Genomic DNA, 26,049 nt, shown 5'->3' with positions numbered 1-26,049 from the left:
TAAGAGCGTTTTGCTTACTTTTGCCTGGGCCGGCATTCCGGCTGTTCAAAAGTGAGCCGCCGTCAGGCGGAACCATAGGAGGCCGTTACCGAAGAAATGGATATGTACTCGGCCTGATCCAACATCCCGGTCGCACCACAGTCGTGTAGATACCTATGCCGCGATGCCTCGATGCCGCCCTTGAGATCGCGATCGCGAGCAAGCTTTGCTCCTACGGTGATTTGTGCGATTTGGGTGCGCCCGGCCCGGCACCTTGTTTGCCCCACATTTGCACTGCGAACTCGACAAAACAGCGCAGCTTCGGCAAGCGGTAGCGATCCGGTGCGTAGACCAGGTTCATCGGCCGGCGGGGCAGTTGATAGTCACGCAGCAGCGCCACCAGCTTGCCGTCTTGCAGGTCCTGCTGCACCAGCGCATCGGGCAGCATGACCACGCCCATGCCGGCGCGGGCGGCCTGGTGCAGGCCGGGTGCACTGTTGATCATCATCGGCCCGCTGACCGGCACCAGCACCTCGCCTTCGGGCCCGGTCAGTGGCCATTGTTTGCCCACCGCGCTCCAGTCATCGCCGACAGGGTAGGCGTAGGTCAGGCAGGCGTGGTGGCTCAGTTCGGCCGGCGTGCGGGGTACTCCCCGGCGCTCCAGGTAGGACGGGGCGGCGCAGATGGTCAGGGTGAAGTCCATCAGCGGCCGCGCGATCAGCCCCGATGGCTCGGGGGTGCCCAGGCGAATGGCGGCGTGGACGCTGTTGTCGATCAGGTCCACCACCTGCTGGCTCAGCACCACATCGACGCGGATTTGCGGGTATTGCTGCGTGAACAGGTGCATGGCTGGCGCCAGGCATTCGGAACCGAAGCTCGGTGGGGCGGCAATGCGCAGTATGCCCTCGGGTTCGTCCTGCACGGTTTCGGCGAGCCGTTCGCTGTCCTGCACCAGCCCCAGTACCTCCAGGCACCGCTCGTAGTAGGCCGCGCCAAACTCGGTCAGGCGCTGGCGGCGGGTGGTGCGGTTGATCAGGCTGACGCCCAGGCGTTGCTCGAGGGCGCGCAAGTGATTGCCGACCATGGTGGTCGACAAGCTGCATTGGCGGGCAGCGGCGGTCATGCTGCCAGTCTCGACCACTTTGACGTACACCGTCATGGCCAGGAATAGGTCCATTATCAAGTCCAGCTTCAAGATGATTGAAGTTTCAGGCTGTTTATCCAGCTCAGGTGGCTAACGATACTGCAAAAACACCGAACCCTGCTGGAGCACGCTGCCATGACCGCCACCCACCTGATGAGTACCTACCAACCCCTGGCCCTGAGTTTTGCCAAAGGCCTGGGGACCCGCCTGTGGGACCAGGCCGGTCGCGAGTACCTGGACGCGGTGGCGGGTGTGGCGGTGACCAACGTCGGCCACTCGCACCCACGGCTGGTCAGCGCCATCAGCGAACAGGCCGGCCTGTTGCTGCACACCTCCAACCTGTACAGCATCGACTGGCAGCAGCAACTGGCGCAAAAGCTCACCCAGCTGTCAGGCCTGGAGCGGGCGTTCTTCAGCAATTCCGGGGCCGAAGCCAATGAAACCGCGCTGAAGCTGGCGCGCCTGTACGGCTGGCAAAAAGGTATCGAGCAGCCCTTGGTGGTGGTCATGGAAAACGCCTTTCACGGCCGCACCCTCGGCACCCTGTCGGCCAGCGACGGCCCGGCGGTGCGCCTGGGCTTCGGCGCTTTGCCGGGGGACTTCCTGAAAGTACCGTTCGGCGACCTCGCCGCGCTGGATCAAGCGCACCAGGATCACGGGCAGCGCATCGTGGCCATCCTGATGGAGCCGATCCAGGGCGAGAGCGGCGTGCAACTGGCGCCGCCGGGCTATCTGAGCGCGGTGCGCGAGCGCTGCAACCGGCGCAATTGGCTGCTGATGCTCGATGAGATCCAGACCGGCATCGGTCGTACCGGGCAATGGTTCGCCTTCCAGCACGAGGGTGTGGTGCCGGACGTCATGACGCTGGCCAAGGGCCTGGGCAACGGCGTGCCGATCGGCGCGTGCCTGGCCCGGGGCAACGCTGCGCGGCTGTTCACCCCAGGCAGTCACGGCAGCACTTTTGGCGGCAACCCGCTGGCCTGCCGGGTGGGTTGCACGGTGCTGGAGATCATCGAGGAACAAGGCTTGCTGGACAACGCCAGGCGCCAGGGCGAACGCCTGTTGGCACGGCTGCACGCCGAGCTCGATGGCCTGGCGAACGTGGTAGCGATTCGTGGCCAGGGCTTGATGATCGGGATCGAACTGAGCCACTCGATCCGCGACCTGAGCCTGATCGCCGCCCGCGATCATGGCCTGCTGATCAACGTCACCCGGGGCAAGACCATCCGCCTGCTGCCGCCCCTGACCCTTGATGAGCGGGAAGTGGAGATGATTGTGCGTGGGGTGTATGGGGTCTTGAAGGCGTCATGAACACGCCGCGGCGCCTAGCGGTCGGACAGCTCGCACAGCGAGGGCGCGTCAATGATCTTGATGTATTTGCCCTGCGCCTGGATCAGGCCTTGCTGCTGCAGGAAGGTGAATGTGCGGCAGGTGGTCTCGGTGGCGATCCCCAGGTAGTTGGCGATTTCCTGGCGGGTCATGCTCAGGCGAAACTGATGGGCCGAGTAGCCATTGGCGTGAAAGCGCACTGAGAGATTGATCAGGAAAGCCGCCAGGCGCTCCTGGGCATTTTTCTTCGCCAGCAGGCGCATCATGTTCTGATCGTCACGAATCTCGCGGCTCATGATGTGGATCAACTGGCGGCGCAGCTTGGGGATCTTCTCCAGCAGGTTCTCCAGTTGGTCGAAGGGGATTTCGCACACCGTGGTGGTTTCCTGGGCCTGGGCCGTTGAGGTGTAGGCGTTCAGGTCCATGGCGGAGAAGCCGATCAGTTCGCCCGGCAAATGAAAGCCGATGATGTGTTCTTCGCCGTTGCTGGTGAGGCTGGAGGTTTTCAGGGTGCCGGAACGAATCGCGTAGATGGAGGTAAAGGGGTCGCCCTGGTGGAACAGGTAGTCCCCTTTGCGCAACGGGCGTTCGCGTTTGATGATCTCGTTCAGCGCGCTGATGTCCTGGCTGTTGAGCGCCAGCGGCAGGCACAAGGCGGCTAACTTGCAGCTTTGACAATGCAGCGGTTCGGCGTGCTTGAGGGCGACAGAATTGAGCATGTTTTAGCCTTGAAAGAATCGTCGGGCGTCATCGAGGGGCACAGTCGCGCCTGGCGGGCGCCCGTTTACGCGCGCCCGTTGATCAGTGACGGTGGATTGGCTTTTATCCGGCCTACAGCAAGCGATAACGATTACGTCGCACGTCCTCGACCCGCAGTTGCACACGCTCTTTGGAGGTGCCGAGCATGATCAGGGTGTGGGCCGCCAGGGTCAGCGTCGACTCGAGCACTTCGGGGACGACCTCGGTGGCACCGGCCGTTTTCAACTCGAGGGTCTGGCTGTCGTCCTGGGTGCGCACGATGATTTCGATGGTGCTGTTGATCTGGCGCACGGCGTGGGTAATGGCCATTGCCGCATCCGGGTCATTCACCGCGATCACCACCAGGCGTGCGCGACTTATCCCCAGGGCGGTGAGCAGCTCCAGGCGCCGCGAATCACCATAGTGCACATGCGTGTGCTCGGCCCCGTGCTGGATCTGCGCGGGGTCGTCATCGACCGCGACAAACCGATAGTGCTCACCCTGCAACACACGGCCAATGGCCTGGCCGACGCGACCGTAGCCACAGATGATCACGTGCCCCTGCAGTTCCTGGCTTTGCTGGGCGATTTCATCCATGTTGACCGCATCGTTCGGCGCCCGGTGCAGGCGCTTGGCGATGGCCGGCGCGACCCGCAGCATCAGCGGGGTGACCACCATCGAGCAGAAGGTCGCGGTCAGCAACAGCCCGCTCAGCTCCTTGGACACCAGGTTGTTGGCTTGCATCTGTGTCATCAGGGCAAAGCAGAACTCGCCACCCTGGGCCAGGGCCAGGCCGCTGCGCCAGGCGGTTTCGCTGTTGCTGCCAGTGAACCGCAGGATCAGGGCGACCACCACACCCTTGGTCACCAGCAGCGCCAGGGTCAAGCCGACAATCAGCAAGCCGTGGCTCTGGAAGATTTTCAGGTCGATCAGCATGCCGATACTGACGAAAAACACCCCGAGCAAAATATCCCGGAACGGCCGGATGTCGGCCTCGATCTGATGGCGATAGCTGCTTTCACCCAGCAGCATGCCCGCCAGAAATGCCCCGAGTGCAGGTGACAGTCCCAGCAGATGGGTCAGCCAGGCCGTCAGCATCACAATCACCAGGGCCAGCAGCACGAACAGCTCGGCGGAGCGCGAGGCCGCGATCTCGTCGAACAGCTTGGGCAACAGCCAGCGGCTGATCAGGAACAGGCCGACAAACAGCACCACGGTCTTGCCCAGGGTAATCGGCAGGGCCCAATACCAGGCTTGTCCGGACGTCCCGGAAAACACCGGCACCATGGTCAGCAGCAGGACAGCGATCACGTCCTGGAACAGCAGCACGCCAATGGCGTTCTGGCCATGGGGGCTGAAGACCTCGCCCAGGCTGGTCAGCTCTTTGCTGACGATGGCCGTGGAGGACAGCGCCAGGCCGGCCCCCAACAGGACCGCGGCACTGGGCTGCACGCCCGCCATGTACAGGGCTCCGCCTAACAGCACGCTGGAGACCAGCACCTGCAGGCTGCCCAGGCCGAATACCACTTTGCGCAGGGCGAGCATTTTCGACAGCGAAAACTCCAGGCCCAGGGAAAACAGCAGGAACACCACCCCCAGCTCCGCCAGGTAGGGCAGGCCTTCGGAGTCACTGACCCAACCCAACGCCTGTGGCCCGACCAGCAAGCCGACACACAGGTAGCCAAGGATCGGTGGCAGGTTCAAGCGCCGGAACAGCGCAATGACCACCAGCGATGCCGTAAGAATAATTAAAATATCTCTGAGCATGGGTCGTTCTCTGAGTGATTGCACAGCGTGTCGGGCAGATGGGCAGTCGCGGTGTGGCACAGAACATTCAAGGTGCAGCAAGGGTAGTCCAGCGCTGGCTGGAGCGCGAAGCCGGTGTGCGACGCAGGGCTGTTTACCGGCTGACGCGCCCCCGACCAGCAGGCCGCCGAGCGGGTTCTGGTGGTCTTGCATTAGGGGCGCGCCAGGCCTGGAGCGTCAATCGCGGCAGGGGCCAAATAAGCATTATTGATAAACTGATAACCCTGTCGGCGCAGGCTATGGCGCTAGCGCAGAGGCCTTTCGCCCAGGGCTTCGACCAGTCGCAACAGATAGCCGTCGGGGTCCTGCACGATCAATTCACGCTGGCCGACCTCCACTTCACCCGAGCGATACCAGGCATCGGCAAAGGGGCGAAACAGCGGCCATTGCACAGCGGCCAGGCGGGCCAGGATCGGCTCGACGCGATCCACCGTCATCTGGAAATTGATCCCGCGGCCAAACGGCGCTTGCAGTGCGCCGGTGTGCCATTGCCCGTCGTCCTCGGCGATGTACTGTTCGAGCATCACTTGCACGCCGTCGAAATCCAGGTAGGCAAAGCCTTCTTCGCGGCGTTCGTAGGCGATCTGAAAACCAATCAGGTCGGTCCAGAACGCCAGGCTCTGCTGGATGTCGCTGACCGTCAGTTCGGGGACCATCTTGTTCCGTGTGAGCATACGTATCCTTCGTAGACCTAGTGAGTACTGCGTTGGTGTGGGGCCGTGGTCAATCGACCGTCGGCGCCACCATCCGGGTTTTTTCTGCGCCATTGGCGTTGTGCTGGTAGATCGCTTGCGGCTGGCCCTGCTGATTGAAAAACACCTGGCCGATGCCCGCCGAATTCCACAGGCGTTCGCCGGCTTCTGCGTGCTCGGGCACATGGGGCACCACCTGCATGCGCCGGCGTTTGGTCAGCCAGTTCAGCGGCGAGCGCGGCGAGTACAGCCAGCGGTTGAGGCGGTCGAACCACTCCAGCAGGCTCGGCGGAAATTCATTCTTGATGCCGCTGCTGGTGATTTGCCAGATCCGTGGCCCGGCGGTGCGATGCCGGATCAGCACCTCGTAGACGAACGAGTAATGCACATCGCCGGAGAGGATCACGTAATTGCCGGGCGTGCGCGAGTGGCGAAAGATGTTGAGGATCACCTGCGCTGCGCCACGGTGGGCCATCCAGTTTTCCGCGTCCACCAGCAGCGGGTAGCCGCACCAACTGAAGACTTTCTGCACGGTTTCGATCAGCTTGACGCCGAACACCGGCGCCGGCGACACGATGATGGCGCAGGGGTGGTCGAGCAGTTCCTGCTGCAATTCGCTGAGGGCTTCCCAGTCCAGCAAGCCCGAGGGTTGTTTGAGGTTGAACTCACTGCGCCAGCGCCGGGTGCGGGTGTCGAGCACCACCAGTGCCGGGGTGGTCGGCAGCACGTAGTGCCATTGCTGGAATTTCAGCAGGTCGCCGATCAATTCATCCTGGGCGCTGTTGTCCAGGTAGCCGTCCTGGGGGTTGAGGCCGCGGGTTTTTTCCAGCAGCGCGGTGAAGGCATCCGGGTTGTTGCCCCAGCCCTGGCACAGCATGTAGGCGAGCAGCGCGTTGCCGATGATGCGCTTGGAGAACGGATGGCCGTAGGCGGTTTCCTCCCACTGGGCGCTGAGGTTCCAGTCGTCGGTGATGTCGTGGTCGTCGAAGATCATCAGGCAGGGCAGGTGGGCAAACACCCGGGCGACATTGCCCAGCCCCTGCTTGAAGCCATCGATCCGGGTCTGTTTCAGGGTGTAGCGCTCGCGGCGCTCGGGTGTCAGCACCGGTGGCTGCGGGTCGATCAGGGTCCAGGCGGTCGGGCCCCAGACCAGCAGGTACATGGCCATGACTTCGGCGAAGGTCACCAGGTGATTGTCGGCGCTGCTGCTGGTGAAGATCGGCTTGCGCGCACCGCCGAAAAACCGTTCGCGCAGGCTGTCGTTACTTTCCAGTGCCGGCAGCAGGTCGGCGCGATGGTAGTAGCTGGCCGGGTGCTGGTAGAGCGCGGCGCTGTCTTGCACCACTGCGCCGTCCAGGTGTTCGCCGTATAGCCCCAGCCGTTCGATCAGAGCATGGATGGCCCGCAACATCGGCCCGGCGACATCGTCGGCGTAGACTTGGTCGCCACTCATCATCAGCAGTGCCGGGCGCTGGCTCGGCTCATGGGGCGTCGCCAGCAACTGGTCGACGCAGAGCAAGCCGTCGTTGGCCGGATGATGGGGTTTGCGGCACGAGCCGTGGAGCAGTTGATCGATGCGGCTGCGCAGGACGAAATTCGGCGATTGTGCCGGGTCGTAGAGCAGGTGCGGGGCCCACTGGGCAATGCCGACCAGGCTGGCGTCGTCCTCACGGATCAACAGGTCGTAGTCGATGCTGATGTCCTGGGGCAGGGCGCTGTCCAGGTGGATGTCGATCAGGTGGACAAAGGCATGGGTGCCGACCGGGATGACCTGGCAGCGCGTCGCATCGAGCACCAGGTCGCCCACAGGCGCCAGGCGCAAGGTCAGCGCCAGCTCCCGCGAGCCTACCAGCCACAGCACCAGGCGCGTCGGTTCCAGGCGCCGCAACAGCGGGCCGACCAGGACGGCGGGCAAGGGTGTGGGGGGGGTGGACTGCGGTGCTGGCGTGGACATCCGGGGCGAAGCTCCAGGGCAAAATTAGCCGGCGATGATAACCCAACTTGAAGGCGGCCCTTATCGGCGCAATTCAGTTCATTGCCTGGCGTGCCGGCAGCTCCTGGCCTTGCTCCACCGGCAGCGCTTCGCCCTGGGCGATGATCCAGCGCAGCAGGGCAGTCACCGAGACTCGGTGGCTGCGCTCGACCCACTCCACGCCTTCGGGGCGGTAGAGTTCGATGTAGCGGCTGAGGATCAATTCACGCTGGTCTTCCGACAACCGCAGGCTGGTCTCGCTGCAGTGCAGGCCGGTGTTGGCGCGCTTGACCAGGCGTTGCTCGAGCATCAGCGACGGGCTGTTACGTGGCATCGGTTGGAGCTTCTGTGCAGAGATCGTCGTGCAGCCCGGACGCGCCGCGTTTGCCGTTCTGGACAAAGTCCGCGCGTTTTTCGGCGCTGACGTCACGCAGCGCACTGTACGGGTCCGGCAGGGCTTGCAGGGCGTCGGTCAGCGGCAGCGCTTCGGCGCGCTTGTCGATGGTGCCACCGACACTGGCCACTGTCGTCAGGGTCTCGACGGTATCGCTATGGTCGCCGAACGGGTTGATGGCCACTGCCAGTACCTTGCCTACGGCATCGCGACTGTTGGCGGTCCCGAGCACTGGGACTTCGACGATCGGCCCGTCCGGGATGCCCCAGACGCCGAAGGTCTGGCCGAAGTCCGAGCTGTGGCGCGGGATTTCCAGGGAGTCCGAGACATCGATCACCCCCAGCAGGCCGGCGGTGCTGTTGAGGGTGAAGCGCCCCAGGGTGTTGAGCGAGCGCTGGCCATTGCCTTGCAACAGGTCGTTGAGGAACACCGTCGGTTCGTTGAAGTTGGTCGTGAAGTTGTGCATGCCCAGCTGGAAGAATTCCGGCGTGTAGCCGTAACCCCGGGCGACCGGCGCGACGGCGTACTCGTCAATCACCTGGTTGAAGGCGAAGATCCCGCGGTTCACCGGCTCGGCCGGGTCATACAACGGGTAGCTGACTTGCGCGCAGGTCATCGGGTTATCGGTCGAGGTGCGACTGGAGCATCCGTACAGATAGGTCAAGCTCAACAGCAGTGCGGCATTGCGAAACAGTGCAGGGGAGCGCTTGAACAAAGGCATGGCGAACAGTCTTCGTAGAAAAGGAGCTTGATCCTGGCAGCTGCGCCTTGCACAAAGATGTCTGGTTTTTTACCGCTGCGTCGCTTTGTGACCAGGATGAAATAAATGACGCGGCGCGCCGAATGGTTTTAGATATCCGCACTATCAGTCGTTGAGTGATGCCCGCCGGTGAGCCATCTTTTGATCGTGGACGACGACCTTGAGGTCCTCGATCTGCTGAGTAAGTTTTTTGTCCAGCAAGGTTATGACGTGGCCGTGGCCACCGACGGCGTCGCGCTGTGGGCGGCTATCGAGCAGCAAATGCCGGACCTGATCATCCTCGACCTGATGATGCCCGGCGACAACGGCCTGACCCTGTGCCAGCGCCTGCGCCAGCAATACACCACGCCGGTGATCATGCTCACCGCCATGGGCGAGCTGAGTGATCGGGTGGTGGGCCTGGAAATGGGCGCCGACGATTACCTGAGCAAACCTTTCGACGCCCGCGAACTGCTGGCGCGGGTGCGCGCGGTGTTGCGTCGGGTGGGTGAAGTCCGGCCGTTGACCGGCCAGGTGCCGCATCCGCTGATCAAGTTCGCCGACTGGCAACTGGACCTCACGCGCCGCGAACTGCGCTCGCCGGACCAGGTCATGATCCCGTTGTCGGCCGGCGAGTTCGACCTGCTGCTGGTATTCGTCGAACACCCGCAGCGCATCCTCACCCGCGAACTGCTGCTGGACCTGGCCCGTGGGCGTACCCATGAAGCCTTCGACCGCAGCATCGATGTCCAGGTCAGCCGCTTGCGGCGCAAGCTGGAAATCGACAGCAAACGCCCGGAAATGATTCGCACCGTGCGCAACGGTGGTTACCTGTTCACCCCCAGCGTGACCCGTCAATGAAGGGCTGGCGGGCGGGCTGGTGCCTGCGCTCGCGGGACACCGTGACGCGCTGGATCGCCCTCACCACCATCCTGGCGATGCTCACGTCGCTGGGCTTCTACGCCCTGTTCACCCAGGTGGCCGGGGTGTGGGCCTATCCACCTTTGACCGAGACCGGGCTGCTGGAAAAACTTTCCTCCCTGAGCCGGGTCATTGCCGCTTCCGAGCCCGCGCAACGCCCGCAACTGGCTGCTGCCGCCAGTGACAGTAGCCTGGGAATCCGCTGGAGCCAAAGCCATGCGGCCCTGGGCCTGCCGGTAACCCCTGAGGCGGCCACCCGGGCCAACACGGCGAAGGCCCACCAACTGTTCAACAGCCAGCACCTGGAAGCCTATCAACCGACGGACTGGCCACAACAGGACGGCCAGTACGCCATGGCGATGCAACTGAGCGACGGTTCCTGGCTGATGTTCAGCATGCCTTCGCGCAGTTGGGGCCTGGAGCATTGGGCGCGCAACCTGATCGTGATCGCCCTGGTGTTGCTGTCCACTGGCCTGGTGGCGCTGATCGCCACCCGCCGCCTGGCCCGGCCGCTGCAGACCTTCGCCCAGGGCGCGCGACGCTTTGGCGTGGACTTCCGTGCGCCGCCGATCAAGCCGCTGGGGCCGCTGGAAATCCGCCAGGCGATCCTCGCGTTCAATGCGATGCAGGCCCAGTTGCAGCACTTCATCAAGGACCGCACGCAGATGCTGGCCGCCATCTCCCACGACCTGCGCGCACCACTGACCCGCATGCGCCTGCGCGGCGAGTTCATCGACGACCCGCAACTGCAGGCCAAGTTGTTCCGCGACGTCGATGAGATGCACGCCATGATCAACTCCAGCCTGGAATTCTTCCGCGACAACGCCCGTCTCGAAGAGGCCACGCCGTTCGATCTGGCCGAACTGCTGCAAACCCTGATCGACGATTACCGCGACCAGTCCATCGACATCCCCTTCAGCGGCCCTCCGCGCCTGGCCTACCTCGGCCGGCCGCTGGGGCTCAAGCGGGTGATCACCAACCTGCTGGAAAACGCCCTCAAATACGCCAGCGAACCGGCCATTGAACTGCGCAGCCACGACGACCACGTGACCATCCGCGTCCTGGACCGCGGCCCGGGCATCCCCAAGGAAAGCCACGAACAGGTATTCGTGCCCTTCTATCGCCTGGAAGGCTCGCGCAACAAAAGCACCGGCGGCGTCGGCCTCGGCCTCTCGGCTGCACGGGCGATCGTGCTGGAACATGGCGGCGAACTGACCGTGAGAAACCGCAAGGTCGGCGGGCTGGAGGCGCGGGTGGTGTTGCCGGTGTTGGAGGGGTAGGCAGAAGTCATGCCCCTTTGATGATTTTGACTGTTCGCAGATTTTGCGTACACCCACCCAACCTGTGGGAGCGAGCCTGCTCGCGATAGCGGTGTGTCAGGCACAGTAGATGTTGAAGGCCCCACAATGATTTTTGCTGTTCGCAGATTTTGCGTACACCCACCCAAAAACGCGCTGCCGGGTTATTGGGCACTGACCAAGGCTAGTCTCAAGTCGCGGACCACCGCCGCCTCGACCTCTCCATCCATACCCCCCTGCAGAAACGCCCCACAGCTCGCCGAATGTTCGCCATCCGTGGCCCGATAAACCGCCACCACACTGCCGGGCCCACCGCCGGTATGCCCACACAGTTGCAAGCCCCCCGAGATCGTGCCGCTCATGACTCCCAGGCCATAACCTGCAGACTCCCAGGGTCGGCCAGCTATTGGTCCGCCTAACTGACGCAGGGTCTGCATTTGGCTCAACAAATGATCCGGCAACAACTGCCCGGCCAGTAGCCGATCAAGGAAGGTCACGGCCTGCTGCAGCGGTCCGAGCAACAGGCCGTGATAGACCCACGCCGGATCGTAGCCCGGGGCCATGTCTTGCAGGTCGCCGGGCACTTTGGCGAGCCGTACCTGGACGATATCCAAAGGCGCCAGCGCCCGCTGGATCAGCGCCTCTTCCAGCGCCAGGCCGGTGGTACGCTCAATCAACCGGGCGATATACAGGTAGCCGACATTCGAATAGCCCCAGCCACTGCCCGGCGCATAACGCAGCCGGGCAGCGTCCAGGCGTTGCAGCATCTCCTCGGCCGACCACGCGGTTTCATGCCGGGCAACGGCCGCGTGGTACTCCGCCAGTTCGCCGTAGTCCGCCAGCCCGGCCTCATGCCGCAGCAATTGGCGCAAGGTGAACGGACCTTCCTCGACCGGATCGTCAAGAGCCACCAGGCCATCGCGCACCAGGGTCAGCGCCGTGGCCGCCAGCACGGTTTTACCGAAGCTCCACCAGGGCACGCTGACCGGCTCGGCGGCGGGGGCGAGGGGCAGACCGTTGTTTACCGTGCAGGACATCATCAAGGGTGTACTCATCCATGGGGACCTTTGTTTGTGTGAAGCGCCACAGCTCAATCAAGCCGGGCTATTTTGCGTGAAGTAGCGACTTGGTGCCTGCCCCAGCACCCGCCGGAAAACCCCGGTGAACGCACTCGGGCTGCTGTAGCCCAGATCGGTTGCCACCCGCGTCACGGCCTCGCCATTGCCCAGGCGTACCACGGCCATCAACAGGCACGCCTGCTGGCGCCATTCGACAAAGCTGATTCCGGTCTGCTCGCGAAACAGCCGGGTAAAGGTGCGGCGGCTCATGGCGACCTGGCGACACATGTCGTCGATCCCGATCGCCAATGACGGCTGCTCCAGCAGCTTGCTGCAAGCCTGGGCCAGGCGCGGCTCACTGGGCAGCGGCGCATTGAGCGACAGCGGCTGCATGTCGGCGATTTCGTGCAGCAGCAGGTTCATCAGGTGGCCGTCCCGCTGGTCCTCGGCGTACAGCGCCGGCACGTCCATGGCGCGGATCAACAGTTGGCGCAGCAGCGCCGACACACCAAACACCTGGCAGTGCGCCGGCAGGCCGAGCCGTGTGGCGGCGATGGGGCAGATGTAGCTGTTGAGCATGGTCACCGGCCCGTGCATGTGCATTTCGTGGGGCACATGGGCCGGGACCCAGACGGCCCGTTGTGGGGGCACCACCCAGTTGCCCTGGTCGGTGAACACCGTGATCACCCCGCAGGCGGCGTAGGCGAATTGCCCGCGTTGATGGCTATGCCGAGCGAAGTGCAGGCCGTCGCAATAGTCGTTGGCAGTCACCACGGCGTCGCGGGGCGTGTGTTCGTAGGGATCGATATCAATGTCGCGCATGGCCCAAATCTACCGATCAATGACCTGATAGTGCAAGCGGGCCGTGGCGTTCATTGTCCATAGTGTCGGCCTCATTTTGTGGAATGGCCGAGCATGCAAAACAAACACCTGATCCTCGCCGTGTTGGTGACGGCGGTCTGGGGTCTGAACTTTCCGGTGACCAAGCTGGGTTTGGCGGCGATTGATCCGCTGTTGCTGACGGCCCTGCGCTTCACCCTGGCAGCGTTGCCCTGGGTGTTTTTTGTCCGCCGTCCGCCGATCGCCCTGGGCTGGTTGGCGGCCTATGGCCTGATTTTTGGGGTGGCGATGTGGGCGTTGATCAACCTGGGCATCGAGCTTGGGGTGCCGCCCGGGACGGCGGCACTGTTGGTCCAGTTCAGTGCCTTTTTCACCCTGGGCTGGGGCGTGCTGCTGTTTCGCGAGCGCTTGCGTCTCGGCCAGTTGGTGGGCGTGGGGCTGGCCGTGGTGGGCTTGCTGTGCATCATCGTCAACAGTCCTGGCCAGGCCACGACCCTGGGGTATGCGCTGTTGTTGGTCAGCGCATTCAGTTGGAGTGTGGGTAACGTCATTATCAAACAGTCGAAAGTGCGTGAGATGTTTGCCTTTGTGGTGTGGGCCAGCCTGTTTCCGCCGATTCCCTTGTTGTTCCTGACCTGGCTGGCCCATGGCTCGGCGCCTTTTACCGGGCTGGTCCGGCACTTCGAGTGGCTGGCGCTGTTTTCCCTGCTGTTCCAGGTCTACGCGGCGACTCACTTCTGTTACTGGGGCTGGAACCTGTTGCTGCGCGAGTATCCGGTGTCGAGGGTGGCGCCGCTGTCGTTGCTGATCCCGGTGTTCGGGGTTGCCGGCTCGGTGCTGATGCTGGGCCACCGAGTGGATATCAATGAAGGACTGTCGATCCTGTTGATACTGGCAGCGCTGGTGGCGGGGTTGATCCAGGGCCGCCGACCGCAGCCCAGGACAGCGGCGACCGTTGAACACAAATAATCAACAATTGACCTCGATTTTCCGAGGCCTGTGCCAAGCTGATGGGGTCCCCCAATGGGTCATCACCCCCAGGAAGCCCACACCATGACATCCACGCATTCAGCGCACGTGCGCCGTGAGTTCTACAAAGCCGTCGGCTTCTACTTTCGCGTCGTCTGGCCGATTTTCTCCATCCTGTTTTTGCTGATCGTGGTGTTCGGCCTGATCATCAGCCACCTGGAAGGGTGGGCGCCGTTGGACGGCATCTACTTCGGCTTCGTGACCGGCTTGACCATCGGTTATGGCGAGCTGGTACCCAAGCTGGGCGTCTCGCGGGTGCTGGCCATTCTGCTGGGGTTCAACGGCGTGCTGATGACTGCGATATTCGCGGCAATTAGCGTGCGGGCGATCGAAGTCGCAGTACGCGCGTCGGGCAAGGACGAGTAGGGCGCGCCAGGGCCCTCACTGAATGTCTTTCAGGTAGTCCCTGAGCGCCAGGAGCGGAACCTGCATCTGCTCCAGCGTCTGCGCCTGGCTGAACTCCGCGGCCAGGCGCTGCAGCTCACGGCCCATGGGTTTGTCCACCCCGCCCAGGGCCGCCAGCGCCAGGTCAACGCAGGTCGCCACTTTCAACTGGATCACCGCCACATCACCACGGCGCACCAGCAACTGGAAAACCTCCCGCTGGTAGTCGTCCATGATCGGATCGTCACGCAGGATCGGGCTTTGGCCTTCGCTCTCGTGAACCAGCTTGAGGGCGAAGAGGGCGACGGTTTCCAGGGGGCGGTCCATGGGGATGGGTCCTTGTGCGGTGGTGTGGGTCACTTTACTACGGGCGAAAAAAGACCTTGATAAACAAGGTCTCTTTTTAACTGGCTGGCCGATTATATCTCAGGGGTAGAGGATTGCAGCCAGCACGGCTCAGGCAATCAGCTCGACTTTACCGGTTGCCAGGCGATAGATGCCGCCGACGATTTTCAGATTGCCCTTGTCCAGTGCATCGCTCAACAGGGGAGTGGCCCTCTTCAGGCGCTCGACCGAGTCCTTGACGTTTTGCACGGTGGCGTTTTCCACCAATTCACCTGGTTGCTTGAGCACGCTTTCGATAGAGGGCTTGAGTGCGTCCGTCAGTTTCGGGATGTGCCCGGGGAACACCGTGTGATCCTTGACGGCTTTGATACCGGCCTCGATAGCGCCGCACCGCTCATGCCCCAAGACCAGGATCAGCGGTGCCCCCAGCACCGCGACACCGTATTCAAGACTCGCCAGACCTTCATCGGTAACGAAGTTGCCCGCCACGCGTATGGCGAACAGATCGCCGCGTGCGGTATCAAACGCGTACTCGGGTGCGATACGCGAGTCGGAGCAACTGAGGACTGCCACGAAAGGATTCTGGCCGGAGACCAAGGCTTCACGCTCGTCCTTGAAATCGTGGGTTTCGGAGTTACCGCTGACGTAACGTTCATTGCCGGCCATCAGCCTTTTGAGTGCCTCATCCGGGCTGATGACGTTTTTCGGTTTGGGCGGTGCGGAGGTTGCCTCGGCGGCCTGAGCAAGCCTGCCGGGCAGAGCGCCGGCCAGCAGCAGGGCGCCAGCTCCCAATCCGACCAGACGAAGAAAATGACGACGAGTGTTCACTTTTGAAACAGAGCCTGAATCGCATGATTCACACATGATTGTGTACTCAGTTCAATTCGGTGGGAATGACAGCTTCGGGGAGTGCCTGCAGGGACCTGCGGCACTGGAGTGGTGGAGTCTAGTCGGTCTGTGTGGGTGCGGTTGGCGCCGCTGGCTTCAGATACGGCGCTATGCCGAGGGCTGCCCCTCAGTGTTTATGCCGGTGATGGATATCAGGAAAGTGCGGGTGGCTATGGAGTATGGGGGCGTGTTTGTGCACATGGCTATGAGGCTCAGATGCATCCCACTCAAAGGCGTGTTCATGTTGATGGTGCTCGTCGTGAACGTGCTGATGGTCATGTGTCTGCGGATCGTGTTGATGTTCGTGTGAATGACTCTCGGTGAGGTGGATCCAGACTCCAATCCCCATCAGGCCCGCAGCAACCCAAAACTCCCATGACACGGCTTCGCCCAGAAACAGAATTGAAATAGCTGCTCCCAAGAAGGGAGCGGTAGAGAAATACGCGCCGGTCCGAGCTGTTCCCAGTCCCCGCAAAGCCAGCACGAAAAGCACCAGGCTCACGCCGTATCCCAGGAAACCTACGAGGAGGGTGGGGGCGAGCAGAGACCATTCGGGGAGATGCATGCCCAGCGCAACCCCCAGGGTGCAATTGACCACCCCGGCGACCAATCCCTTGATACCTGCAATGAACAAGGCGTCCGATGCTGAAACCTTCCGAGTAAGGTTGTTATCGACGGCCCAACAAAGACATGCGATTGCTACTGCAGCCGGGCCAACCCAGCCATTGCTCTGTGCTGAAGTTTGCGGCCAGCCCAGCATTACGCCGCCTGCCACTATCGCGATCATTCCAACGACGATCCGCCTATCAGCGTTCTCCTTGAACACCATCCACGCAAGTAGTGCGGTCAACACGGCCTCAAGGTTCAGCAACAGCGAAGCGGTAGTGCCAGAGGTAAGGGTCAGTCCAAACATCAACGACACCGGCCCCAGCACCCCGCCGAAAACAATGGCGCCAATCAGCCACGGCCACTCGGATGCAGTTAAACCGACAGGCTGCCAGCCGCGATCACGGATTAACCGACTGATCGTCAAGCCCAAGCCGCTTCCCAAGTACAGCAACCCGGCGAGCAAGACTGCAGGGACGTCCAGTCCCAGAACCTTGGCAAGCGGTGTGCTGGCACCAAAGAGCGCGGCGGCACCCAAGGCGTAGAAAATGCTTCTGGTCATCATCCGATCCGTAGCGAGGGTATCGATGGCAAACACGATACTCGTCGCAATCGGATAGCGCATTGAATCGTGGCGGGGGCGCTGAAAAGCTGGCGGGGGCCCTGAGGGTTTCTCAAGAGCAACTGCGTTGGACTTCATATCAGTTTAATGAACAACATCGGACGGCTCGCAAACGCCGCAAAGATGACGATACAATGAGACACATTCTCATCAATGCCGTTTGCTTACCATGTCGAAGACGTCGCCCAATGAAGAGCTGATGACTGCGCTGACCCTTCACTACGATTCGCTGGTGGAGTACATCCGGCTTCGTTTCAACGGCAAACACTTTGCTCGTGATCTTGTTCACGACGTTTGTATCCAGATTCTCGAAAAGCCGCCCCAGGAAAAAGTCGCACTGCCTTTGGCATTCCTGCGCAAGATGAGTTTCAACCGCGCCATCGACCGCATCCGCGCCGAGCGCACTCGCAGCCTGTATGTTCTGACGCACCAGTCACCTGAAGAGGCAATGGACAGTTGGGACGGTGCACGGGCAGTCGAATTCGAACAACACGTGCATGCCCTGCTGGCAATCATCGAGGCGCTGCCGGCGCGCCAGCGCCAGGTATTTTTGCTGCACCGTATCCATGGCATGCCGCAACGTGAAATTGCCGATGAGTTGGATATTTCCCTGAACATGGTCACCCAGCATTTTGGCCGTGCAATGGCCGCCATCATTCTGCGCTGGGAGCCTGCACGCCGGCTTGTGCGGCAACAGAAGCAGGTGAAAACATGAATCGGCCGGACACGCTCGACAAAAAACGCCGCCCCGACCTGGACGATCCGTTGCAACCGTTTGCCGAGGCTTTGCGTGAGCGCGTTCCGTCCAGGGAAGCCCTGCTGGCCGAAGGCAAGGCAATGACTGACAGCCGCCGTAAACGCCGGAATGCGGCTTGCGGCGGCCTTCTGGTCCTGGCTCTGAGCAGTGCCGTGTGGTTACTCGACCCCGCCTGGCACACCGAAGATGTTCAGGTCGCACTAGGCCAGCGGCAACAGTTTGAATTGGCCGACGGTAGCCGCGTCGAGTTGAATTCCGGCAGTCACTTGATCATTGAGAAGCGCCTGCGCAGCCGCCAATTGGAGTTACGTCACGGCGAAGCGCTGTTCACCGTCGTGCATGCCGACACGCCCTTTATCGTGCGCAGCCAAGGCGTCAGTGTCCGGGACATCGGTACGGTATTTGATGTGCGCAGTGATGCTCGTGGCGTGGACGTGGCTGTAATCGAGGGTGCCGTTGAGGTCAGCAGCAATCGTTCTGCAGCCGTCAGACTGAACGGCGGCCAGCAACTGCGGGCGTCATCGAGCCACTTTGGCGACGTGCGGCCAGTCAATGTCGCGGCCCTCACCGCCTGGCGTCAGAACAAGTTGCGCTTTGACGGCACCCCTTTGAGCGAGGTGATCGCGGACCTTCAGCATTACCGTAGCAAACCGTTGCGGTTGGCAGATGCGCAGGTCGGCGAATTGCGCCTCTCCGGCGAATTTGACAGCAACTCGGTCGAAGCGCTGATCGGCCTGCTGCCATCGATCCTGCCAGTAAGCCTCGCGCGCGCGGCCGACGGCAGCATCACTTTCAGTAAAGCTCGCTGATAAAAATACCGTCCTTTAAACAAATGAGAATTATTTCCAGATCAACCTCAACATCTGGCTCGGTCCATACGCCAATCCCATGAAGAACGCTTTTATCGACTGTTCGAATGGGGAAATCATGGGTAAGAACACGTCATCGCTTCGCCTGAGCTTGCTCGCGAGCGGCCTGATGCTGGCAGGCACCGTCAACGCACAAGGCGCTGTTTATTCGCTGGATATCCCGGCACAGGCGCTGGATAAATCACTGAACGCGCTGGCGGCGCAGACCGGGAGCCGAATACTGTTCGCCACTGACGTTGCCGAAGGTCGTCAGGCGAGCGCCCTGCATGCGCAATTGAGCGTTGAGCAAGCGCTGGAGCGTATCGTTGGTAACACCGGCCTGGTGGCGCAAAAAACCGCCGATGGCAGTTACCTGATTGCCGCTCCCTACCAGGGCGACGCCCTGGAACTGGGTGCTACCACCATTCAGGGCGCCGGTTTGGGCATCAATACCGAGGACACCCGCTCATACACCACGGGCGCCGTAAGCATCGGTAAAAGCGAGCGTCCCCTCAAGGATATTCCACAGAGCATTACGGTACTCACCGCCCAGCGCATCAAGGACCAGAACATCCAGACCCTGGATGACGTCTACAACGTCCTGCCCGGCGTGATCACCTACGGCTATATGGTGGGGGACAACCAGCCTTACGCCCGCGGTTACCAGATCGACAACTACCAGATCAACGGCATTCCGCTGCCCAACAGCAACAGCATTACCTCGCAGAACTGGGCTGACCTGGTGCCCTACGAACGCGTTGAATTCCTCAAGGGTTCAGCCGGCCTGTTTCAGGGTGCCGGTTCGCCGGGTGGTGCCATCAACCTGGTGCGCAAACGTGCATCAGCGGACTTCCACCTGGGCACCACTACATCCGCGGGGCGTTGGGACAACTATCAACAGCAAGTCGACGTCCAGGGTCCGCTTAACGAAGACAAGAGTGTTCGGGGCCGTTTGGTAACTTCCTACGGCGATCGTGGGTACTTTTATGACAACGCCAAGACCGAGCGGTCTTCGACCTATGGCGTCCTGGAGTTCGACCTGTCGCCACAAACCCTGATAAGCACCGGTTTTTCCTACCAGAACGTGAACAATCGTGGGGTGATGGACTTCGGCCTTCCAGCCTACAAGACCGGTGCGAACATTGACTGGAAACGTTCGACCAACCTGAGTTCGCCATCGGACTACAACGATGTGGAAACCACTCAGGTGTTCCTCGAAGCCAAGCACCAGCTCAACGACGATTGGCGGATGAGCCTGACCACCAACTACACCAAAATGAATCTGGACACCATTTACAGCAACACCGGCGGCCTGATTGATCCGCTGACCCATGGCGGTGGCTACAACTGGGCGGAAAGCCGTTCGGAAAACAACTATCAGTACAACACCGACGCGTACCTCAACGGGCACTTCGAACTGTTCGAACGCCGCCACGAAGTCATCCTCGGGGCCAACGCCACGCACGCCAAGCGCGACTCTGGTCGCTATGACACCCAGTGGTATGCGGAAACGGAAAACATTCCGAACATCCTCGAATTCATCCCGCCAGAATATGATCGCCTGGCCCGCTACCGCACCGTTAAGTCAACGCTCGACCAGCAGGGCGTTTATGGTTCCTTGCGGATGAACGTGCTTGATCCACTGGACGTCATCATCGGTGCCCGCGTCAGTTGGTGGGATTACAGCCAGGACCAGATCGCCGAGCCAAGCGGCGTCTCTAAACCCACCGGCCAGAAAACCAATGCCAAGGTCGTTCCCTTCTACGGGCTGGTATATGAACTGACGCATAACTGGTCGGCGTATGCCAGCTACGCCGAAATCTTCTCCCCACAAACCGACTACATGACGTATGCCGGCAACACCTTGGCCCCACGCTCTGGAGAAACCTACGAGTTGGGTCTCAAGGGCGAGTTTTACGAGGGCGCACTCAACACCTCGTTCGCGATCTACCAGACAAACTTCAATGGCCGGGCACAGATCGACCAGTCTTTTCCCTCGCCGTGCTTTAGCCCGTACACCACGTTTTGCTATATCGCCGGAGGCAAAGTCCGTTCAGAGGGGTTTGAAGCCGAAATCAACGGCCAGGTCATGACCGGGCTGCAACTCAGCGCCAGCTACACCTACACCCGCAGTCGCTATCTGGAAAATCCGGACGATGTCAGCCTGGAAGGCCGCAGCTTCCTGACCCAGATGCCCGCTCATGCGGCGCGGGTGTGGGCCAACTACACACTGCCTGACGAATTCGCCAAGTGGCAGGTAGGTGTCGGCACGCGTATTCAGAGTGGAACCTACATGCTGGGCAGCGGTGTGAAGCACGAAGGTTCGGGCTACGCCCTCTACAATGGCCGTATAGCCTACGACATCAGTAAAAACGTGAACCTGTCGATGAACATCGAAAACATCTTCGACCGTGTCTATTACGCTCAGACCGGGCCAGTAGAGTCGCAAAACTACTATGGTGCACCGCGAAACATGACCTTTACCCTGCGCACCAGTTTCTAGAATAGCGTCTCGCAAACTTCAACCGCGAGCCCGTGAAACTGTTGTTTCACGGGCTCGCTGTGTCTTGTTCGAACTATCAGTCGGGTAGCACCGCCACTGCTTCTATTTCGAACAACATGCCATCCAGCGCCAGACGCGGCACAGGTATCAAGGTACAGGCCGGTGTCGGCGAGGCGCCCCAAAGTTGCTGCAATTGCGCACCGAAAATCTCAAGGCGGGCATGGCTGTGATCGACGATTAATACCGTGAGTTTGGCCACATGGCCGACCTCGGCGCCGACTGAACGCAAAGCCACCTGCAAGTTGGCCAGGGCCTGGCGTACCTGATCGATAAAGTCGGTCGAGAGTTGGCCATCGGCAGTTTCCCCGCCTTGGCCGGCGATAAAGACCAGTCGGGCGCCGGCAGCCACCAGGGCGACATGCGAGTAGCCGTTAGCGCTGGGGTCATATAGCCCCGGCGGGTTGGACAAGGTCAGCATAGGGGAAGGTGTCGACATGGTGATCTCCTGAAAAAGTAGTGCCGCATCCTCAGTGGATGGGCAAGGCTATCGGACGCATCGGCGCCGCATCCGCTCCGCGCAGCTTCAACGAGGCTCCGACAAAGGCGAATTGGTAGACTTGATCCCGGGACAAACCTTCCAAATTCACCAACTCAATGATCGGCGCGCCCTGCATGGCCAACAGATAGGTGTGCAGCGGCAGATAGTTGCCCTCGACCTCGGAAGGGAAAGTCTCAAAACTCAAGTTGTCGGCACCGACCACCATGGCGCCGCTGGTCTCCACCAGAAACTTCGCCGCATCCAGGCTCAGGCCCGGCGGGTTGGCCATGTAGACCTGGGCGTGCTCATAGTCACGCATGCGCCCGGTGCGAATCAGCACCACATCGCCCTTTTCCAGCGCCACTCGCTGCTTGGCCAGCGCCTGCTGTAAATCACTGCGGGTGATTCGGTAGCTGTCCGCCAATTGCTCCAGGCCCTTGGCTGCGGCCACATCGATCATCACCCCGCGGGCGATGATCGGCGGCAGCTTTTCTGCTCCCGTGACATTCCAGCCACGGTCGCCGAGGTGCTGGTCGGCACGAAAGCCGTTCCAGATCTTGCCGTCGAGGCCAAAGTGATTGAGCGCGTCGATGTGGGTGCCCATGTGGGCATACATAGACACCGCCGAGCCGCTGTAGCTGACGTGTTGATTCATCGGCTGGCCAACCTGCATCGGGTCGGCGATGACATTGCCGTGTGGGGTGTGGGTCATCCACATCTGGTACGGCGGATCACCTGCTGCTTGCCAACTGGGCATACCGACAAAATATTCCACCGCCAGGTCGTAGGCCTGGGCCCCATTGACCCGGGACATGATTGCCGCCTGCGACTGCGGGGTCATCAGGTTCAGACGCCCGATCTCATCCTTCTCGCCCCAAGGGCTGATACCCACTTCGGGCTTGACCGGCGCGCCAGCGCTGCACAGTGAGCTGAGCACCGACAAGACGGCCAGCCCGGTAAGGTTTTTGATCCACGAACTCAACAACATGCCATGACTCCTGTAAGGGGAGCAGCCATGTTATGGGTAGCTAATTGATAGATAATCAGGCCTCCGATTGATTGATATTCAACCCAGGAGAAACAATATGGATGTGTTGGTGGCCATGCGTACCTTTCGCCGCGTGGTTGAGCGCGATAGCTTCAGCCTTGCCGCCGTCGACCTCGGGCAATCCACAGCCGCAGTGAGCAAACAGGTACGACAGTTGGAGGAGCGCCTGGGCAGCCTGCTGCTACTGCGCACCACTCGCCGTATGAGCTTGTCGGAGGCCGGCCAGGCGTACTTCAGCGAATGCTGCCACCTGCTCGATGAGCTGGACGCCCTGGAGCGTGCGACCCAGGTCGGCGCCAGCGAACCCAGCGGTCGTTTACGGGTCAACGCGCCGCTGTCGTTTGGCCTCAAGGTGCTGTCGCCGATCTTGGTGGCGTTCATGCAGCGTTACCCAGAACTCAAGGTCGAACTCACCCTGAACGACCGCCTGTTGGACGTAGTCAGCGAGGGTTTTGATGTTTCGCTGAGGATCCGCAGCCGTCTGCCCGACTCCTCGCTGATCGCCCGACGCTTGGGCGAAGTTCAGCAGGTGATCTGCGCCGCTCCGGCCTATTTGCAAGCCAAAGGCACTCCCCAGAGTGTTGAAGATCTGCGCGAACACAGCTGCCTGGCCTATCGCCTGGCCGAGTACCCCGACAGTTGGCACCTGCAAGGCCCGCAAGGCAGTAGCCGCCTGGAACTGCCAGTGCGCCTTGCGGTGGACAACAGCCTGATGCTGAGCGACATGTTGCAGGCAGGCCTGGGTATTGGCGCTCTGCCTTCGTTCATCGCCCAGCCTTTGCTCGACAGCGGCCAGTTGCTGCAGGTGCTCCCCGGGCAATCGATGCCTCGGCGCTCGATCTATGCGCTTTACACGAGCCATAGGCATGTGCCGCAGAAAGTGCGGGTATTTGTCGACTTCCTCGCCAATGCACTGGAAACGCTAGCGCTGATGAGCACGCCCACAGGTGCCACGGGCACTGCTGGACTCGGGCGCGCATGAAGCTGTTGCGAGATCGGATACCACTGCGTGCTTCAAGCAATCAGCATCGCCGCGGCGGCCGCCACCATGATCGCCGCCGCGCCGCGGAACAGCCACTGCTGGGCTCTCCGGCTCGATAGCAGGTGCCGGACACGCACCGCGCTGACAATGAACAGTGCGCCAACGCCCAATAGAACGAGAATGGTCAATGGCACCAGCATCAGTCCCCACGTCTGTAGCGAGATTGTTTCAAGGTTGATCACGAGCGGCAACAACGCAAGATAGAAGCCTATGGTCTTCGGGTTGCCCAAGGTAATGGTCAGGCCTGATATCGCCGCCGACAGCAGTTCCTTTTTCTTCGCTGGTTGACCTATTTCAATAGCCTGATGGTTGGCGAACCAGAATTGCCAAGCCAGATAGCACAGGTACAGCGCAGCCGCCCAGCGCACCAATTGGAACAGTGCATCGAAGTGCGCGGCAATCATCGCCAGTCCAAAGATGGCAAATGACAAGTAAGTCAGATCGCCGAGTATCAACCCAAACAGCAGGCAAAAGCCCGATAGGGTGCCACCGCTGACGCTCCGTGCTACCAGCGCGGCCATGCCGGGACCGGGAATGGCCGCTGCGATGCCCAGCGCTGCCGTATAGGTAAGTGCTTGTGATACGTTGAGCATATCGCTTTTCTCGGATTGTTTATTATTAGGTTGCTGGTTTCTTACATACTCGGAAGTCAAGATGAAATGATTTCACCTGAGTCTTTCATCTACGCCATGGCTGCGTTCTAAAAAATACGGCATCTCAGCAGTTCATTTAAATAACGAAAGATTGCCCGTCAACTTGCTGATGCTTTTCTGTGGCCCAACCAAACCGAGGGCAACCAACTCTATTCCTGAACTATCGGCCTCGCAGATACGCGCTTCATATTCCTGATACGTCTTGCAGGATTGCGCCAGGGCGCTGAAGGGCATGCTATGAATTTCATTGTCCAGCAGCGCTTTCTTATGGAGTTCCTGCAAGTGATCACTGCTGGATCGCAAAATTGGCAAAGGTGCGTATATGACTCCAGGGTAATTAACCTCGTCACTGCTTTGCAGGGCAGGTCCAACCAGACCCTCTACCGAACGTCCTAGACTGACACCTATGACGCTTACCGCATTTACTGCATGTCCCAACCCCAGCGTGTTGTCGACGACAATTACACATTTGTGAACGGCAGCATCGAAATTCATATACACCTCGATTCCATCTATAAAACGTTGGTTATGTTGATTTTATCAATGACGTCAGATCGCGATCACTTATCCATAGTCGTTTTTCCGCTTAATTACACTTTAGGGCGCTTTAGTTTTCTTGCATTTATGCCTGAGCTTCAGTCCGCCTTGGATATATTTTTCGATTTGTGCCTGGAGGCTGAGGCCCTGTACATCCGATGTCAGATGCTGAAGAAATACTATCGCCTTTAGACGGGTAATTTTTTTCTACTTTGATCCGTGGGAGGATCGGTTCTGGTAGGATTTACCTCTTTATTGCGAGAGGTGGGAATTTATGACCGATCAGATGCTCAGTCTGACAGATATTAAAATCCTTACAGCCTTGCAGCAGGATGGCAGGATCACCAACCAGACCCTGGCCGACCAGATCGGCATGTCGGCCTCGCCCTGCTGGCGCAGAGTTCGCCAGTTGGAAGAACATCGTTATATTCAGGGCTACCGGGCGGTGTTGGACCGACGCAAGATCGGCTTAGGGGTGATGGTGTTTGTAAGGGTCAGAATCGACCATCACAGCGAAGCCGAGGCCCAGAAGTTCGAGCAGCAAGTGATGCAGCTGGAGGGTGTGGTGGCGTGCTACAGCATCGGTGGCGACGCGGACTTCCTGATGCAGGTAGTGGCGCGTGATCTCGACTCTTTTTCTGACTTTGCGATGTCGGTGGTCCGACAGCTGCCTGGCATCAAAGAGATGCAGAGTATGTTTGTGCTCAAGGAGATCAAGCCTTTCGTCTCGTTCCCGGTCAAGCGCTCCCCAGAAGCTTGAGGACAGCTATCCAGGCTTCGGTTAGTTATGCGGCAGCAACCGCTTACCCCCAGGTAACCTCAAAATCGGACTGCCCCTCGCGCTAAAACTGCGTCCGAACCAAACTCAATCGGTGGCCTTGTCAACGGCCCAGCCCACCAGCACAAACGGCAACAGGGGGATCATGAGCACAGTGATCCACGCGCCCTCGTAGGCATCGTCGATCTTATCGCCCACGCCTCGTTCAGATGGAGCAGTGACAGTGTTCCTTGCGGATCATTTCCGGGCGGATCCGCCCATCAAGCAAGACCTCATAGGGATCGCCTTGCTCATCGATACGATTGAAAACCTGGGAGCCCATGCCGTTCTCGCCTCCGGGAGCGGAAAGCGCCTTGAACTCATCGCTGGAAAGCGGCTGATTCAAGGTGTAGCCGTAAACCTGAGGGACTTTGAGCGGTTCCTTCACAGGTTTTGCGGCGCACCCGATCAAGGATGACGCGATAATCGAAAGGCTCAGCGCGGCACAGAGCATCCTGTTCATGAATCGTCCTTGAGTTGCGTGCGGCACCTGGGGGCAGGGGTAAACAGACAGGCACAAAA

The 26,049-nt window shown here is 60.7% G+C and carries 27 protein-coding genes; 10 read left to right on the top strand and 17 right to left on the bottom strand.

Features of this window, described 5'->3' with window-relative positions:
- Positions 1-211: 211 nt before the first annotated feature.
- Complete coding sequence (locus ACM6IP_RS23965) at positions 212-1,156, bottom strand: LysR family transcriptional regulator (protein ID WP_095166120.1); 945 nt, start codon at positions 1,154-1,156, stop codon at positions 212-214.
- A gap of 102 nt (positions 1,157-1,258) precedes the next feature.
- On the opposite strand from ACM6IP_RS23965, the gene ACM6IP_RS23960 reads away from it, so the two are divergent.
- On the top strand, positions 1,259-2,434 hold the full coding sequence (locus ACM6IP_RS23960) for an aspartate aminotransferase family protein (protein ID WP_095166118.1): 1,176 nt from the start codon (positions 1,259-1,261) through the stop codon (positions 2,432-2,434).
- A gap of 14 nt (positions 2,435-2,448) precedes the next feature.
- Here the strand turns inward: ACM6IP_RS23960 and fnr are convergent, their stop codons facing one another.
- The 6 genes from fnr to ACM6IP_RS23930 all read right to left on the bottom strand — a co-directional run bounded on the left by fnr (position 2,449) and on the right by ACM6IP_RS23930 (position 8,775).
- Positions 2,449-3,171 (bottom strand): fumarate/nitrate reduction transcriptional regulator Fnr, encoded by a 723-nt coding sequence (gene fnr / locus ACM6IP_RS23955; protein WP_095166116.1) that lies wholly within the window; start codon positions 3,169-3,171, stop codon positions 2,449-2,451.
- A gap of 112 nt (positions 3,172-3,283) precedes the next feature.
- Positions 3,284-4,957 carry a cation:proton antiporter gene (locus tag ACM6IP_RS23950; RefSeq protein ID WP_095166114.1) on the bottom strand — a complete coding sequence of 558 codons (1,674 nt, stop codon included), beginning with the start codon at positions 4,955-4,957 and terminating at the stop codon, positions 3,284-3,286.
- Between the two features lie 284 nt (positions 4,958-5,241).
- Entirely contained in the window at positions 5,242-5,670 is a 429-nt protein-coding gene (locus ACM6IP_RS23945) for a bleomycin resistance protein (protein WP_414862400.1), read from the bottom strand.
- A gap of 49 nt (positions 5,671-5,719) precedes the next feature.
- The gene (locus tag ACM6IP_RS23940) at positions 5,720-7,642 is read right to left on the bottom strand and encodes an alkaline phosphatase D family protein (RefSeq protein WP_414862399.1); all 1,923 of its coding nucleotides are present in this window, start codon (positions 7,640-7,642) and stop codon (positions 5,720-5,722) included.
- Positions 7,643-7,715: 73 nt separating this feature from the next.
- Complete coding sequence (locus tag ACM6IP_RS23935; protein WP_095166109.1) at positions 7,716-7,994, bottom strand: hypothetical protein; 279 nt, start codon at positions 7,992-7,994, stop codon at positions 7,716-7,718.
- On the bottom strand, positions 7,984-8,775 hold the full coding sequence (locus ACM6IP_RS23930) for a VacJ family lipoprotein (protein ID WP_095166107.1): 792 nt from the start codon (positions 8,773-8,775) through the stop codon (positions 7,984-7,986). The genes ACM6IP_RS23935 and ACM6IP_RS23930 overlap by 11 nt, the downstream gene beginning before the upstream one ends.
- 168 nt (positions 8,776-8,943) lie before the next feature.
- Between ACM6IP_RS23930 and ACM6IP_RS23925 the strand changes: the two genes are divergently transcribed.
- Both ACM6IP_RS23925 and ACM6IP_RS23920 read left to right on the top strand, forming a co-directional pair.
- Positions 8,944-9,654, top strand: a complete 711-nt coding sequence (locus ACM6IP_RS23925; protein ID WP_095166105.1) for a response regulator — start codon at positions 8,944-8,946, stop codon at positions 9,652-9,654.
- Positions 9,651-10,994, top strand: a complete 1,344-nt coding sequence (locus ACM6IP_RS23920) for an ATP-binding protein (RefSeq protein ID WP_095166103.1) — start codon at positions 9,651-9,653, stop codon at positions 10,992-10,994. The genes ACM6IP_RS23925 and ACM6IP_RS23920 overlap by 4 nt, the downstream gene beginning before the upstream one ends.
- Positions 10,995-11,176: 182 nt before the next feature.
- On the opposite strand, the gene ACM6IP_RS23915 is transcribed toward ACM6IP_RS23920, so the two are convergent.
- Together ACM6IP_RS23915 and ACM6IP_RS23910 are read right to left on the bottom strand one after the other, a co-directional pair.
- A complete protein-coding gene (locus ACM6IP_RS23915) occupies positions 11,177-12,052 on the bottom strand; it encodes a serine hydrolase domain-containing protein (RefSeq protein WP_414862403.1) in 876 nt (291 codons plus the stop codon).
- 54 nt (positions 12,053-12,106) lie between these two features.
- Positions 12,107-12,892 (bottom strand): AraC family transcriptional regulator, encoded by a 786-nt coding sequence (locus ACM6IP_RS23910; RefSeq protein WP_414862398.1) that lies wholly within the window; start codon positions 12,890-12,892, stop codon positions 12,107-12,109.
- 93 nt (positions 12,893-12,985) lie between these two features.
- On the opposite strand from ACM6IP_RS23910, the gene ACM6IP_RS23905 reads away from it, so the two are divergent.
- Both ACM6IP_RS23905 and ACM6IP_RS23900 read left to right on the top strand, forming a co-directional pair.
- Entirely contained in the window at positions 12,986-13,879 is an 894-nt protein-coding gene (locus tag ACM6IP_RS23905; RefSeq protein WP_095166098.1) for an EamA family transporter, read from the top strand.
- A gap of 84 nt (positions 13,880-13,963) precedes the next feature.
- Entirely contained in the window at positions 13,964-14,305 is a 342-nt protein-coding gene (locus tag ACM6IP_RS23900) for a potassium channel family protein (protein WP_414862397.1), read from the top strand.
- A 15-nt stretch (positions 14,306-14,320) separates the two neighbouring features.
- Here ACM6IP_RS23900 and ACM6IP_RS23895 read toward each other — a convergent pair whose 3' ends face one another.
- The 3 genes from ACM6IP_RS23895 to ACM6IP_RS23885 form a co-directional block, all read right to left on the bottom strand.
- Positions 14,321-14,650, bottom strand: a complete 330-nt coding sequence (locus ACM6IP_RS23895; protein ID WP_414862396.1) for a hypothetical protein — start codon at positions 14,648-14,650, stop codon at positions 14,321-14,323.
- Positions 14,651-14,779: 129 nt separating this feature from the next.
- Complete coding sequence (locus tag ACM6IP_RS23890) at positions 14,780-15,532, bottom strand: carbonic anhydrase (RefSeq protein WP_414862395.1); 753 nt, start codon at positions 15,530-15,532, stop codon at positions 14,780-14,782.
- A 151-nt stretch (positions 15,533-15,683) separates the two neighbouring features.
- Entirely contained in the window at positions 15,684-16,724 is a 1,041-nt protein-coding gene (locus tag ACM6IP_RS23885; protein ID WP_401126383.1) for an EamA family transporter, read from the bottom strand.
- 229 nt (positions 16,725-16,953) lie between these two features.
- Between ACM6IP_RS23885 and ACM6IP_RS23880 the strand changes: the two genes are divergently transcribed.
- The 3 genes from ACM6IP_RS23880 (at position 16,954) to ACM6IP_RS23870 (ending at position 20,892) form a co-directional block, all read left to right on the top strand.
- Positions 16,954-17,499 (top strand): RNA polymerase sigma factor, encoded by a 546-nt coding sequence (locus tag ACM6IP_RS23880; protein WP_414862394.1) that lies wholly within the window; start codon positions 16,954-16,956, stop codon positions 17,497-17,499.
- Positions 17,496-18,350: a FecR family protein gene (locus tag ACM6IP_RS23875; protein ID WP_414862393.1), complete on the top strand. Its 855-nt coding sequence runs from the start codon at positions 17,496-17,498 to the stop codon at positions 18,348-18,350. Before ACM6IP_RS23880 ends, ACM6IP_RS23875 begins: the two co-directional genes overlap by 4 nt.
- 118 nt (positions 18,351-18,468) lie before the next feature.
- On the top strand, positions 18,469-20,892 hold the full coding sequence (locus ACM6IP_RS23870; RefSeq protein ID WP_414862392.1) for a TonB-dependent siderophore receptor: 2,424 nt from the start codon (positions 18,469-18,471) through the stop codon (positions 20,890-20,892).
- Between the two features lie 76 nt (positions 20,893-20,968).
- On the opposite strand, the gene ACM6IP_RS23865 is transcribed toward ACM6IP_RS23870, so the two are convergent.
- Together ACM6IP_RS23865 and ACM6IP_RS23860 are read right to left on the bottom strand one after the other, a co-directional pair.
- A complete protein-coding gene (locus ACM6IP_RS23865) occupies positions 20,969-21,388 on the bottom strand; it encodes a RidA family protein (RefSeq protein ID WP_414862391.1) in 420 nt (139 codons plus the stop codon).
- 31 nt (positions 21,389-21,419) lie between these two features.
- Positions 21,420-22,418 carry a cyclase family protein gene (locus ACM6IP_RS23860; protein WP_414862390.1) on the bottom strand — a complete coding sequence of 333 codons (999 nt, stop codon included), beginning with the start codon at positions 22,416-22,418 and terminating at the stop codon, positions 21,420-21,422.
- A gap of 97 nt (positions 22,419-22,515) precedes the next feature.
- On the opposite strand from ACM6IP_RS23860, the gene ACM6IP_RS23855 reads away from it, so the two are divergent.
- The gene (locus tag ACM6IP_RS23855) at positions 22,516-23,460 is read left to right on the top strand and encodes a LysR family transcriptional regulator (RefSeq protein WP_414862389.1); all 945 of its coding nucleotides are present in this window, start codon (positions 22,516-22,518) and stop codon (positions 23,458-23,460) included.
- Between the two features lie 32 nt (positions 23,461-23,492).
- On the opposite strand, the gene ACM6IP_RS23850 is transcribed toward ACM6IP_RS23855, so the two are convergent.
- Positions 23,493-24,113, bottom strand: coding sequence for a LysE family translocator (locus tag ACM6IP_RS23850; RefSeq protein ID WP_414862388.1), 621 nt, complete (start codon positions 24,111-24,113; stop codon positions 23,493-23,495).
- A gap of 132 nt (positions 24,114-24,245) precedes the next feature.
- Positions 24,246-24,668 carry a DUF2000 domain-containing protein gene (locus ACM6IP_RS23845; protein ID WP_414862387.1) on the bottom strand — a complete coding sequence of 141 codons (423 nt, stop codon included), beginning with the start codon at positions 24,666-24,668 and terminating at the stop codon, positions 24,246-24,248.
- Between the two features lie 316 nt (positions 24,669-24,984).
- On the opposite strand from ACM6IP_RS23845, the gene ACM6IP_RS23840 reads away from it, so the two are divergent.
- Positions 24,985-25,470, top strand: coding sequence for an Lrp/AsnC family transcriptional regulator (locus ACM6IP_RS23840; protein ID WP_095166082.1), 486 nt, complete (start codon positions 24,985-24,987; stop codon positions 25,468-25,470).
- A 223-nt stretch (positions 25,471-25,693) separates the two neighbouring features.
- Here the strand turns inward: ACM6IP_RS23840 and ACM6IP_RS23835 are convergent, their stop codons facing one another.
- Positions 25,694-25,990: a hypothetical protein gene (locus ACM6IP_RS23835; RefSeq protein WP_414862386.1), complete on the bottom strand. Its 297-nt coding sequence runs from the start codon at positions 25,988-25,990 to the stop codon at positions 25,694-25,696.
- Positions 25,991-26,049: the final 59 nt, after the last annotated feature.

The organism is Pseudomonas sp. IT-P176 (genome assembly GCF_949767245.1).
Taxonomy (GTDB): domain Bacteria; phylum Pseudomonadota; class Gammaproteobacteria; order Pseudomonadales; family Pseudomonadaceae; genus Aquipseudomonas.
Note: the sequence above shows the minus strand (reverse complement) of the source record. Positions and strands in the feature narration are given on the sequence as shown.